Below are 12,254 nucleotides of genomic sequence, written 5' to 3' on the forward strand. Positions count from 1 at the left end.
GTATAATATGGATTAAGTGATGAGTAAGTAAGGTGGAGTGGAATAATGAAAAGAAAAAGCAGGGGAATGGATCATTTAATCGCGTTCTTTATAGTAGGAGCGATGGTACTAATCATTTTAGCGATACTAATGGGAAGCTACTTTTTTGGTTTTATAGGCTTCCTTAGAGTAATGGGAGTGGAATATGAGTCCTACTGGGCCATATGTTTATTTCTATTTTTAATTTTTGTATTTGGCTCTATCACAGAGCTTTTTTTCAAAGGCACTCATTTTTTAAATGAAGAATGCCAGACTGAATAGAGTACTATGTGTAACATCCGCAGCTTTTGTAGATATATTTTTTACTTTTCTATCAGTTTATATAGCAGACTCGCTTGTGAGCGGCATCACTGTATCTATTTTAGCGGTGACTCTTTTATCCGTCTTATTTTTTTTGATGGAGAGTGCATTGAATAGTGAATTTCTACGTAAAAAAACAAGCTGATGAAGTTTCTCATCAGCAGCGCATCAGCAAGAAAAGCTCATCATATCAAGCTTCAACGCTATTTAAAGAACCCTGTAACATATTTTTTTAAAAAAGTATGTGATTTTTTTCACATATCTCTTGAAAAAGGACAAACATGTTTGTATAATAAGAATTGTAAAAGATATGTGAAACATTTCACAATATATGTGAAAAACTTGACAATATCATATTTTCTATAATCCTAAGGGGGATATCATCTATGAAAATTGCAGTAGTAGGGTGTACACATGCAGGAACGGCAGCAGTAAAAAATATGGCAGAACTTTATCCAGAAGCTAAAATTACAGTTTATGAGCGAAATGATAATGTTTCATTTTTGTCTTGTGGAATTGCGCTCTATGTAGGCGGGGTCGTAAAAGATGCAAATGGCTTATTTTACTCTTCACCGTCTGAATTGCAAGAGATGGGTGTAAATATGAAAATGAAGCATGAAGTTACGAATATTGATACAGATGGTAAAAAAATAGCTGTACGAAATTTAGAAACCAACGAAGAATTTGAAGATACATTTGATAAACTAGTGATGACAACTGGATCATGGCCGATTATTCCAAACCTTGAAGGCATCGATTTAAATAATGTTGTGCTTTGTAAAAACTATCAGCATGCTAATCACATTATTGAAAAAGCGAAGCAAGCGAAGAAAATAGCCGTAATTGGTGCGGGCTATATTGGTGCAGAATTAGTAGAAGCATTCGAAGTGTATGGAAAAGAAGTGACGTTTATTGATAGTGCTGATCGTATTTTAAATAAATATCTTGATCCAGAATTTACGAATTTAATGGAAACGGAGTTTGAAAATCGAGGAGTTAAATTAGCATTAAACCAAGCGGTTACTAAATTTGTAGGCAGTGAGGGATCTGTTGAAAAAGTAGTGACAACTGATGGCGAATACGAAGCGGATCTTGTTATTCTGTGTGTTGGCTTCCGTCCAAATACAGACTTAGTAAAAGGACAAGTAGATATGCTTCCAAACGGGGCAATTGTGGTTGATGAATATATGCAAACAAGCAAAAAAGATATATTTGCTGCCGGAGATAGCTGTGCCATTTACTACAATCCGATTAAGAAACATGCTTATATTCCGCTTGCTACCAATGCGGTTAGAATGGGAACATTAGTAGCTCAAAACCTTGTTAAGCCGACAATTAAGTATATGGGAACACAAGGAACGTCAGGCTTGCATATTTATGATTACAATGTTGCATCTACCGGCATAACAGAAACAGCAGCTTCTCTTTTTGATATGAATGTGAAAAGTATCACAATATCAGAGAATAACCGACCTGAATTCATGCCAACGTACGAAAATATTACGTTAAAAGTAGTATATGAAGAAGAAACAAGACGAATTGTAGGTGCACAGGTTATTTCTAAAATTGATGCTACTCAAGCAATCAATACATTGTCTGTATGTGTACAGCAGGAAATGACGATCGATGAGCTTGGCTTTATGGACTTTTTCTTTCAGCCGCATTTTAATAAGCCTTGGCATTTCTTAAACCAAGCAGGACTTCAAGCGCTTCAAGCATAAAAAAGCAGGTGACTACCTGCTTTTTTTATGTGGGTTTTATTATCTTTTTTATTTTAGCAGGTCTAAAGCGGATCCAGCCTATAGTAAGGAGAATAAAAGGATAAAAAGCTCCTACGAAAAAACTATAGGGAATCCACGTTTCGGCTAACCATGTTTTTTGATAGATAATAGTTGGATAAACGATAATAGAAAAAGTTGTAACGATTAACCCCATCGGTAACGTTAGAAATCGAGTTTCGTTAACGTTAAAAATGTGGCAAAGCCCAGCGATAGAAGCATGAAAATAAAGAGAAACTTTAAAGAAAAGAGTAAGAAACCATATAATAGCAATAATTACTTCAATTCCTTGCAAAAAATTCCCCAGTTCAATTCGCTTAGCCATTTCGTATACAGGAAACATGGTAGTTGAAGAATGATAAGAGCCAATAACCATTATACAAAAGAGAATAATCGCTACCATAATAAATCCACCTAACAGACTTCCGCTCATTAAAGCTTTAGCACCTTTTTCAGGTTTTCTTAAATGAAGAGGAAATACCATCATTAAAGGAGCAAAAGTAAAATAAGTGATGCTAAGAAAGGTGAAAACCGAATGAGTCAGCGGCTTTAAGTGAATATCTAATAAAGGCGTAAGGTTTTCGACTTTCATTTGAGGAGTCAGTGAGAAGATGAAAATTCCGAGAAGGCCAATAAGCCAAGGGAAAAATATTTCACAGCAGCGTGCGATGGTTTCTAGTCCAAGTCTTGCTCCAAACACAACCACAAGCATAAAAATAATGTGAATAGCAATCAGCGGAGTTTCCATCATAATATGTGTATTTAAAAAACTCCCCACGTAGTATACAATGCGGCTGCATGTTATGACAGTAGACGTGACAAATAAACAAGATACACCTTTTCCTAAATATTTTCCAAACACTGCTTCATTGATTTCTATCAGATTTTTATCTTTAAATAAAAGTCCGAGAGCTATATATACTTTCACTAATACAAATCCGCATACTACTCCAAGGATAGCTGGAATCCAAGCGGTTTGTTTAGAATCTACAGTCATAGCTGCTGGAGCAATAACAATTGTGCTTCCAATTGTATAAAGCATAACGAGCATGCGAAATTGAATCGTTGAAATTTTAACTACAGGTTTCACTGTATTCACTTCCTCGTCTTAACGTCTTAAGATAGTAAATGAAGTAAAAATATGCTGACTGGCTTGAAGATAGCAGCTGATAAATCAGAAGGATTTGGAACATTTAAACCAAGTGCTTTACAGATGCTTACGACCATTCCAATTGCAAGAACTGTATAGAATAGCCACAGTTCTTTCTTTGCTTTTTTTTGCCGTAGTTTAGGTACTTCAAACCAAATGACGAGCGTGCCAACAATAAGTAACCCCAATACCCCTAGCATACACTAGCTCCTATACATGAATAATTAGTGTTATATTTTTCTGAAAAATAATTACTTATACTGAAGGTGCATTCTTTATTAAAGGTTTTTGAGTTTCTATCCATTGCTAGAACGCCGCTTTTTGTTTTGAATAACCCCTGCTATTAAAAGGAAAAATGGATATAAGATGCCTACAAGTAAGCTGTAGGGAATCCACGTTTTTGTATCCCAATCCTTTTGATAAGAAACGCTTGGATACACAATAAGGGAAAGGGTAATCATAATGAGCGCGACTGGAAAAGAAAATAGCTTGTAGTCCTTTATATGAAATACATTGGCAAACCCCAAAAGAGTAGCGTAAAAATAAATGCAAAGTTTAAAAAAGAGAGTAATAAACCACAAAATAGCAATGACTACTTCAATTCCTTGGAGAAAGTTTCCTACATCAATTCTTCTTCCTAATTCATAACTTGGAAACATGGTGATTTGGGAGTAATAAGGGCCAAGCACTAAAATTCCGAGTAAGATTAACGTCACCATCACTAGTCCACCTGCTATATTACCTATATAAAAAGATTGAGTTGCCTTTTTTGTGTCTGGTGTATGGGAAGGAAAAATCATAAGCAGGATAGTATAAGTCAAAGAACTCATGCTTAAAAAGGTTAAAACAGCACGAATAAAAGCTTTTGGATGGATTTCGAACACAGGCTGAATATGCTCTATTTTAATTTGAGGAATCATAGACAAAATGAGAAGTCCGAATAATCCGACAAACCAAGGGAATAAAATTTCGGCACTTCGTGCAATAACTTCTATTCCTAGGCGTACTCCTACGATGACCACGCCCATAAATGCAATATGGATGGCTGTAAGCGGCGTGTAGGGAAGAATTTGTGTAGTGAGAAAATTTCCTACATAGTAAAGAACTTGACTGCTGATGAATAAATTGGATAACACAAAAACAACTGATACAATCTTTCCGGCTATTTTGCCTAAAATTTTTTCGTTCATTTCCATAAGCGTAAGCGTTGGAAACATGTTTCCTAGTGAGGTGAAAAGCAAAACTAAGCCAATTCCTGATGCTACACCGAAAAGTGCGGCAATCCAAGCATCTTGATGAGCATCAGCTGTAATAGCAGCAGGTACAACAATAATGGTGCTGCCAATACTATATAACGTTACTAGCTTGCGAAACTGCGCAGCTGAAATATTGATTTCATTAAGCAAAATGAGCACATCCTTTTGCCATATACACTAATTAAGTGATCCAACGGAATAATAAGTGACTTAAAGGTTGAAACATTACTTCTACCCAATCAGAAGGATTCGGTAGAGGCAGACGAAAGATTTTTGCAAGAGCGATTATGATACTGATTGTCATAAACACAATAAAAATGTTCCGTTCCTTTTTATGGGAGTGTTGAGGTAATCTTTTTATTTCCATCCATATAATCCCTGCACAAATGATCAAAAAGGAAAGAAACAAGTGCATGCAGTCAACCCCAATACATTTTTTCGTTCAGATAAGCTATTCGTATGATGTCCGCTAAAGAAAGTGATTATACATTTTTGTAAAATATAGAAAGTATTTCAGGAGATAGAAGATATTTTGTAGGGCTCTTAAATGATTGAAGGATTTGTTATGAGGAATATTCATTTAGCTTTAACCTATTGAAGCGTCGTATGAATAAGTAGAAAAATGCCACACTAAAGAGTGAACAAATGGAAAGGAGCACTATGATGAAAAAATACCCATACAATAAAGATAAACAACAATCGTTTCAAGCAGCACAGCAGGGGCATAAAGAAGCAGTAGATGCATATGAACAGGCAAATGAAGCTAAAAATGATGCATCGTACGGCCATGAAGCGAAGCAAGCGATAGGTGAAGTGAATGAAGCCTCTCAGCAAATTGAAAATGCGCTTGAAAATGCTTCTGAAACACAGCGTCAGCGTTTAACAGAGTTTCAGCAAGATATAAAAGATATGGAGAACGACCTTAATCAATAAAAGAGCCGCTGTTTTACTTAGGCAGGTTCACAATAGAGAGTATAAATTGTAAAAGCAGAAGGTAATGAACTTCTGCTTTTTTTATTGGTAGTGTAAACGTAGGTTTCGTGTATATAATTGCTTCTAGCTGTTGTTTGGAGGGAAAGGCGAAGACTGGCACGGAAATCAACAGTGGTGTAACAAATAATCCATCATTCCATTCTTATTTTAAAAGGTATAGAAGTTAAAAAAGTAAGAATCCTAATAAAAACAGAACGATAAGAATGGAAAGGGATTGTGACAGGAAATATGCTAATAAACATACTAATAATGATTGTCGTATTGTACTTCATATATGTATTCGTAACTGCAGTGGTACTGTTTTATGTCCCTTTACACAAGGGAAAAGACTTAAAAGTAATGAATACTGAGAATTTTTACGGGAAGAAAGAATCCACAGATCGAGTTATGCTTTTAGAAAATGGTTATTTTTCAGGGCTTGTTCGGATGCAGATGATTCAAGAAGCGAGGCATACAATTGATATTGCATACTTTTCCATCGGTAAAGGCCGTTCTTCGGATTTACTTATGGGCGCTTTATTCGAAGCTGCGGATCGAGGTATACGTATTCGCGTGTTGTTAGATGGGATCGCTCATGGGTTAAAAGGCAAGAGGAAAAATGTTCTTTATGCTCTAGCTTTCCACAATAATATTGAATTAAAGTACTATGAGCCCTTTACTATTTTTAAACCTTGGACATGGCATAACCGTCTTCACGATAAAATAATAGTAGTCGATGGCCAATTAGGTATTAGTGGAGGACGAAATATTGGAGATAAATACTTGGCTAGTCAACCAAATAAAAATTTTGTCTATGACCGTGATGTACTGATTTATAACACAAAGCAAGAAAGTCATAGTGTCATTCTCTCAATGGAGAAGTATATAGAAAAATTATGGAATCATCCGTATACACGAAAAGCTTTTCCAAAGCCCAAGAAAACTAAACAATTTCGCGGTCTTTCAGGAAAAAAATTATTGATAGATCAATACGAAGAGGCCAAAAAAGTAAACGAACCTTTTGTCCATCCTTATATTGTATGGAGAGAAGCAACGATGCCTACAAGAAAGATTTCTTTTATTACAAATCCTATTCAACGAATAAATAAAAGCCCTTTTATATGGAAAACATTTATTAAGCTTTCCCAGCAAGCTGAAAAATCCATTGTTGTTCAAAGCCCTTATATCGTACCAACAAAAGAAATGGAACAGTATATAGATAAGCAAGTAAAACCAAAAGTGCAAAGAATTATTTTAACTAATTCTATTACATCCACTCCAAATGCTATGGCTTTTTCTGCATACTTGGGAGTGAAGAATCGCGTTATAAAAGCTGGTTCGAAGCTTTATGAATATCAAAAGCCCTATTCAATTCACGGGAAATCTGTTGTTTATGATCAGCGTTTAAGTGCAGTTGGTTCTTTTAACTTAGATTCACGCTCTGCATTTTTAAATACTGAATCCATGGTTATGATAGATAGTGAAGAATTTGCAGCCGAGTTAACAGGAGCTATTGAAACTAAAATTTCTCACAGTACGCTTGTGGGGAATGAGGGAGAACCTGTGGATGTTAATACGGATTCTCAAAAAAACGTGCCTCCCGTAAAATCTGCACTCCTACATATTCTTTCGGTCTTTACACGATTTTGGAGACATTTTGTATAGTACTGTGTTACAGCAGAGTCTTTAAAAACAAATAGCGGAGATTAAAGAGGACTGCAGCTGGTGAAGGGAATGTGTAAAAAACTGTGATATGCCTCACAGTTTTTTTGAAACCCCTAGTACTAGTTATGATTCATCAAAAGACCTATTGACGAAATTCCATATATGTTTTATTATGATATAGCGTCGTTGATAAACGAGGTTCTTTTGAAGAAATCATTTCTAGGGGCATAGTTTAAAGGTAGAACTACGGTCTCCAAAACCGTCAGTGTGGGTTCGATTCCTACTGCCCCTGCCATTTTNACCGCCGTGACCTCCGCCATGACTGCCCCCGTGACCTCCGCCATGACTGCCCCCGTGATCTCCGCCATGGTTGCTACCATGATGGCATTTTTTATGTCCAGAACGATGATCATCATCATGTTTAGGACAATGATCGTTATGCTTATAATCGTTATGACAGCATTTTCCTTCATGGCTACTTCTTGGATCATAGCCAGAAGTTTTGTAATAATACTGATTAGAACACCAGCAACACTTCTTATTATTGTTGTAACTCACATAAACCATCCTTATCTATAAATAAGATTTATATAGGCAATTTTATACCTATATATAAATAGATTATGTAAACTAGTACAAGGAAGTGCATTGCTGTGGGCCATGACCTAAGCCTGTTTTTAGGAGGATGTACGGGGGAGATAAGACAAGAAAAAAAGCCATCTCTAGATGGCTTTTTTTATATTTGATTTTTCACTTTACTTGCACTTTCTGCATAAAACTCTAGAATTTCTCTTCTTCTCACAATTCCAATAAATACACCTTGATCATCCGTTACAGGAACAAAATTTTGGTCAATTGCCTTTGAAAGGATGTTTTGAACTTCATCATATATAGCAACTGGGTTATAATCTTGATAGCGGTCAATCTCTGTTAATTTAATATTTTCCGTATCTTGAAAGCGATAGTCTCCTAGGCTTTTTAACTTCCAAAGAAGATCTCCTTCAGTAAGAACGCCCACATATTTACCATCATCGTCAACTAGCGGAACTGTAGAATAGCGATGATACTCCATTTTTTCAAGAGCCTGTCTTAATGTGGATTGAATATTTAGTGTTACAACATCACTTTTTGGTACTAAGAAAAATGCAATATTCATTTTTTAATCTCCTTTTCCTTACCCGCTCATCTTACAATTTCTATTTATTTTTTCAGTTTTCGGCTTATTTTAATGTTTTAATCATACAAAATGCAGCTCGCAGTTATCTTACATTTACAACTATAAGCTGTCAATCCTAAGCTATGTAATTTTGACTTCTTATTTTCTTTATTACAGTACCCGTTTTCTAAATAATCAAATCCTAATTTTTAGAAAAACACGTCTAGTTAAAATAATGGTTCCTGCAGCTGCTTCTTTATACTAATAAGGGCCGGAAGAGCTACTTTCAGCTCTTCTTCTCTGCGATAAGAACGCAACTGAACCTCATTATATGCTCTGTTTATACTTTTTGACTCATGAAAAAGTCCCACATGATTCGACTAGCATTGGGGCCTTTAGGGTCTGTATAGCTGCCCGCTGAATTCCCTCCTGACCATGCATGCCCCATTCCATTGATAATATATTTATCAATAGCCAATTCTCCCTTACTGCTTTCGTAGCGATATGTTGTATAATCCCGTCCAAAGAGAATTTTTTCTTCTCTCGTTTTAACCGGGCTATCTTGAATCCATCCATCTATTCTTCCGTTATAAGCAAGATTATTCGTTGTAATCCACTGGTGAACCACTTGATCTGCATTGGCTACATTTACCGTAGAATCAGCGTTACCATGAAATACAATGAGCGGCAGTGGCTTTGCCCGTTTTCCCATTTGCTGATAAGCAATTCTTCCTTGTTTAACGGGGGAAGGACCTTTACTGGCCATGACAGAATACGCATTAAATACGTTAAGAGCCGCCTGATATTCGATACCTGCTGACACACCTATTCCAGCAAACAGTTCTGGATACGTTACCCCCATAACGATGCTCATTGCTCCTCCTGCTGACAGACCGGCAATAAACACTTTATTTTTCTGAATAAAGTGCATGTTTTGGACTTTTTTTACAATCCCTGCAATAATAGCTGGCTCGCCAAACCCTCTAATTTGATGAAGAGGTTCAAACCAGTTCCAGCATTTATTCATATTTGAGTTAGAAGACTGCTGTGGGTATACGACAATAAATTCTTTTTCGTCGGCGAGCTCATTCATTTGCGTGCCTATTGCAAAATCATCTGCATTTTGTGTACATCCATGCAGCATAACCATTAGTGGGTAAGATTTTAAAATATGATAGGATTTAGGTAAATAGACCTTGAATTTTTTTCCTTTATGAGTATATGTTTTAAATGATTCAGATGACGCTTCTTGTTGTTCACTTGAAGACACAAGCGTTGACGTATTTATAACATTAGGTAGTGAACCCAACATGGTACCCCTCCTCTTTTTGTCAACGTTTTCATTTTTCTTCCCAATTACGTCCTGTATTACAATACTACATATTATTTCGTTTTTTTGCACGTTCTACATACTCTAAGAGTACCACTTGTTTTGGTTTTAAGGCGTTTTTTATCTTCTTGAAATTTGGGATTTTTTTGCTATATATATACTTTATTACTATATATGAAAATTGTCACTATAATCATGAAAAAAGGACAAACATGCCGTTTGCCCTTTTATTTGGACCTTGATGTTTAAATACCTTTTGCCGAATTAAGCCTCTATACTTTTATTATATGATGCTCCCTATCATTTATATGAATTTATTGCTCTTCATGTTTAAATCTGTAACCTTTACTATTTTATATTTTGCTTTTTATTCACCAATTCTTTCGCAGCAAATGGCAAGGTGCAGGTGCGGAAGCCACGTTGAAAAAGAAGAACCTTAAAGAGCAAATGTTTTTGGTTTAACCTCTTCTTCGTTCGCAACAATCATACAAAGGCTGGTTGCAATCACTCTTTTCCCTTCCTTTTGCTTAAATAGGTACAGCAAAGAGATGCTATTGGGGTAGATTCCTTTATTTTGTATACATTTTTTAGAAAACTATGGTAAAAATAAGACTTATCATATGGAGGTGAATAAATTGGCAAATATCCCAAAGGATACTGAGCCCTACTGGCGCGATCATTTAAAGTTTCCAACATACCCATCTCTTTCAGAAAATCGAAAAGTTGATGTTGTAGTAGTAGGAGGCGGTATTAGCGGTATTACAACAGCTTATTTATTACAAAAAGAAGGACTGAACGTGGCGTTAATTGAAGCTGATAATATTTTAAATGGTACAACCGGTCACACAACAGCAAAGATTACAGCTCAGCATGACGTTATCTACGATGAGCTGCTTTCACACATTGGCGAAGAAAAAACGCTGCTGTATTATAAAGCAAACGAACAAGCACTGCAGTTTATGAAAAACTTAATTCAAACGGAAAACATTGACTGTGATTTTTCGATACAAGATGCTTACTTGTACGGAGAAACGCTGGAGTTTGATCATCGAGTTCGTAAAGAATTTCGAGCCTATCAGCGATTACATATTCCATGTGAATTTGCAACAGAGATTCCTTTTAGTTTTGATATTAGGGCAGCAGCTATTATGAAAGATCAAGCTCAGTTTCACCCGTTAAAATACCTGCTTCATTTAGTAAAAAAATTCACAGAAAACGGCGGATTGATTTTTGAAAACACCGTAGCAACGGATGTAGAAGAAAGCACGTCGCCCACCGTTGTCACAAGAGACGGACATCGAATTTCTTGCAAATATGTAGTGGCGTGTTCACACTTTCCATTTTATGATGGAGCGGGCTTTTACTATACGCGTATGTATGCCAAACGTTCGTATGTGTTAGCAGCAAAAGTTGAACAAACTTACCCTGGAGGCATGTATTTAAGTGCTGATCAGCCTACTCATTCTCTGCGTTCAACAAAAGTTGACGGAGAAGAACTCATTTTAATTGGTGGAGAAGGCCACAAAGCTGGACAAGGAATTAATACTATGTTCCACTATGAGTCCCTTCAGAGGTTTGCCGAAGAAAATTTTACTGTTCAACATTTTCGTTATAAATGGTCTGCACAAGATTTATTTACGCTTGATAAAATTCCATATATCGGTCCCATTAAAGAAAGCAAGCCAAATATCTTTATTGCCACCGGATTTAAAAAATGGGGGATGACTCATAGCACCATTGCAGCACATATTATTCGAGATGCAATAACCGGAAAAGACAACCCATATGCAGATTTGTATAATCCATCTCGTTTTTATGCGGACCCTAGCCTTAAACATTTCTTTCGTCAAAATCTTGATGTGGCTGAACACTTTATTACCGGTAAGTTTTCAATGCCTGAAAAAGGACTGGATCAGCTCCAAAATGATGAAGGGTCGGTCGTATATGTAAACAGCAAACGTACGGGGGCTTATAAAGATCCTCAGGGTAACCTTCACTGCGTCGATACTACATGCACGCACTTAGGATGTGAAGTAAATTGGAACGCTGGTGACCGCACGTGGGACTGCCCTTGTCACGGCTCTCGTTTCTCTTACGACGGATCTGTGGTAGAAGGCCCTGCTAAAAAGCCGCTTACACCAGTGGATGTCAATTCAAGCGATAAAAAAAGCACGCCGTAGGGCATGCTTTTTTTATCATTATCAATGGATTCACATTTGAGTTTACTCTTTACATTCTTCTTTTCTAAAGTATCGATTATACACCAAAACCATTGCATAAATGACTAAAAAAGAAAATGTAAAGATAATTAACCTTCCAGATTCAGGGACATGATCAAGATAGTCTGTTTCAAAAAACATAACAAACATCAAAAATGGCAATAGGAATAAAAACCAAATAAAATCTCGATCCATAAACATTTTTATAAAAAATAAAATGGCCCCGATGTAGACAATCATCAAAAACATAATCATTCACCAAATTCTATTTAATACTAGAGGTGTTGTAATGATTATATCGGATTTCTCAGGCGAAATATAGAGTCATTGGTTTTAATTTTATAAATTCCTTATAACTTTCAAACTGCTATTTTAACATAATAAGGGAA

At 36.1% G+C, this 12,254-nt stretch carries 12 protein-coding genes and 1 tRNA gene; 7 read left to right on the top strand and 6 right to left on the bottom strand.

Annotated elements, in window-relative coordinates; genetic code table 11:
• Positions 1 to 45: 45 nt before the first annotated feature.
• From ACFX4W_RS19730 to ACFX4W_RS19740, 3 genes are all read left to right on the top strand, one after another.
• Positions 46 to 300 (top strand): YrvL family regulatory protein, encoded by a 255-nt coding sequence (locus tag ACFX4W_RS19730; RefSeq protein WP_280559556.1) that lies wholly within the window; start codon positions 46 to 48, stop codon positions 298 to 300.
• Positions 278 to 484, top strand: a complete 207-nt coding sequence (locus tag ACFX4W_RS19735) for a YrvL family regulatory protein (protein WP_277813735.1) — start codon at positions 278 to 280, stop codon at positions 482 to 484. Before ACFX4W_RS19730 ends, ACFX4W_RS19735 begins: the two co-directional genes overlap by 23 nt.
• Positions 485 to 725: 241 nt before the next feature.
• Complete coding sequence (locus ACFX4W_RS19740) at positions 726 to 2,060, top strand: FAD-dependent oxidoreductase (protein WP_162214191.1); 1,335 nt, start codon at positions 726 to 728, stop codon at positions 2,058 to 2,060.
• A gap of 25 nt (positions 2,061 to 2,085) precedes the next feature.
• On the opposite strand, the gene ACFX4W_RS19745 is transcribed toward ACFX4W_RS19740, so the two are convergent.
• From ACFX4W_RS19745 to ACFX4W_RS19755, 3 genes are all read right to left on the bottom strand, one after another.
• Positions 2,086 to 3,207, bottom strand: a complete 1,122-nt coding sequence (locus tag ACFX4W_RS19745) for a GerAB/ArcD/ProY family transporter (RefSeq protein WP_080781695.1) — start codon at positions 3,205 to 3,207, stop codon at positions 2,086 to 2,088.
• A gap of 26 nt (positions 3,208 to 3,233) precedes the next feature.
• Positions 3,234 to 3,467, bottom strand: coding sequence for a hypothetical protein (locus tag ACFX4W_RS19750; RefSeq protein ID WP_043982337.1), 234 nt, complete (start codon positions 3,465 to 3,467; stop codon positions 3,234 to 3,236).
• Positions 3,468 to 3,563: 96 nt separating this feature from the next.
• A complete protein-coding gene (locus ACFX4W_RS19755) occupies positions 3,564 to 4,682 on the bottom strand; it encodes a GerAB/ArcD/ProY family transporter (protein WP_237074879.1) in 1,119 nt (372 codons plus the stop codon).
• Between the two features lie 504 nt (positions 4,683 to 5,186).
• On the opposite strand from ACFX4W_RS19755, the gene ACFX4W_RS19760 reads away from it, so the two are divergent.
• From ACFX4W_RS19760 to ACFX4W_RS19770, 3 genes are all read left to right on the top strand, one after another.
• A complete protein-coding gene (locus ACFX4W_RS19760; RefSeq protein ID WP_013083053.1) occupies positions 5,187 to 5,456 on the top strand; it encodes a hypothetical protein in 270 nt (89 codons plus the stop codon).
• 309 nt (positions 5,457 to 5,765) lie between these two features.
• Entirely contained in the window at positions 5,766 to 7,160 is a 1,395-nt protein-coding gene (locus ACFX4W_RS19765; protein ID WP_162215258.1) for a phospholipase D-like domain-containing protein, read from the top strand.
• Positions 7,161 to 7,381: 221 nt separating this feature from the next.
• A tRNA-Trp gene (locus ACFX4W_RS19770) sits at positions 7,382 to 7,455 on the top strand.
• 441 nt (positions 7,456 to 7,896) lie between these two features.
• On the opposite strand, the gene ACFX4W_RS19775 is transcribed toward ACFX4W_RS19770, so the two are convergent.
• Positions 7,897 to 8,316 carry a CBS domain-containing protein gene (locus ACFX4W_RS19775; RefSeq protein WP_013057690.1) on the bottom strand — a complete coding sequence of 140 codons (420 nt, stop codon included), beginning with the start codon at positions 8,314 to 8,316 and terminating at the stop codon, positions 7,897 to 7,899.
• Between the two features lie 340 nt (positions 8,317 to 8,656).
• A complete protein-coding gene (locus ACFX4W_RS19780; protein ID WP_016764703.1) occupies positions 8,657 to 9,628 on the bottom strand; it encodes an extracellular catalytic domain type 1 short-chain-length polyhydroxyalkanoate depolymerase in 972 nt (323 codons plus the stop codon).
• A gap of 653 nt (positions 9,629 to 10,281) precedes the next feature.
• Between ACFX4W_RS19780 and ACFX4W_RS19785 the strand changes: the two genes are divergently transcribed.
• Positions 10,282 to 11,826 (top strand): FAD-dependent oxidoreductase, encoded by a 1,545-nt coding sequence (locus ACFX4W_RS19785; RefSeq protein WP_080781664.1) that lies wholly within the window; start codon positions 10,282 to 10,284, stop codon positions 11,824 to 11,826.
• Between the two features lie 42 nt (positions 11,827 to 11,868).
• Here ACFX4W_RS19785 and ACFX4W_RS19790 read toward each other — a convergent pair whose 3' ends face one another.
• Positions 11,869 to 12,114, bottom strand: a complete 246-nt coding sequence (locus ACFX4W_RS19790) for a hypothetical protein (RefSeq protein ID WP_043981503.1) — start codon at positions 12,112 to 12,114, stop codon at positions 11,869 to 11,871.
• Positions 12,115 to 12,254: the final 140 nt, after the last annotated feature.

It is taken from the genome of Priestia sp. YIM B13489, from assembly GCF_042787645.1.
GTDB lineage: Bacteria > Bacillota > Bacilli > Bacillales > Bacillaceae_H > Priestia > Priestia megaterium.

Excerpts from the sequence above, each read along its gene's own strand:
- ACFX4W_RS19760 (WP_013083053.1), top strand. The coding sequence starts at position 5,187 with ATGAAAAAATACCCATACAATAAAGATAAACAACAATCGTTTCAAGCA.
- ACFX4W_RS19730 (WP_280559556.1), top strand. The coding sequence starts at position 46 with ATGAAAAGAAAAAGCAGGGGAATGGATCATTTAATCGCGTTCTTTATA.
- ACFX4W_RS19740 (WP_162214191.1), top strand. The coding sequence starts at position 726 with ATGAAAATTGCAGTAGTAGGGTGTACACATGCAGGAACGGCAGCAGTA.
- ACFX4W_RS19735 (WP_277813735.1), top strand. The coding sequence starts at position 278 with ATGAAGAATGCCAGACTGAATAGAGTACTATGTGTAACATCCGCAGCT.
- ACFX4W_RS19750 (WP_043982337.1), bottom strand. The coding sequence starts at position 3,467 with ATGCTAGGGGTATTGGGGTTACTTATTGTTGGCACGCTCGTCATTTGG.
- ACFX4W_RS19765 (WP_162215258.1), top strand. The coding sequence starts at position 5,766 with ATGATTGTCGTATTGTACTTCATATATGTATTCGTAACTGCAGTGGTA.
- ACFX4W_RS19790 (WP_043981503.1), bottom strand. The coding sequence starts at position 12,114 with ATGTTTTTGATGATTGTCTACATCGGGGCCATTTTATTTTTTATAAAA.
- ACFX4W_RS19780 (WP_016764703.1), bottom strand. The coding sequence starts at position 9,628 with ATGTTGGGTTCACTACCTAATGTTATAAATACGTCAACGCTTGTGTCT.
- ACFX4W_RS19775 (WP_013057690.1), bottom strand. The coding sequence starts at position 8,316 with ATGAATATTGCATTTTTCTTAGTACCAAAAAGTGATGTTGTAACACTA.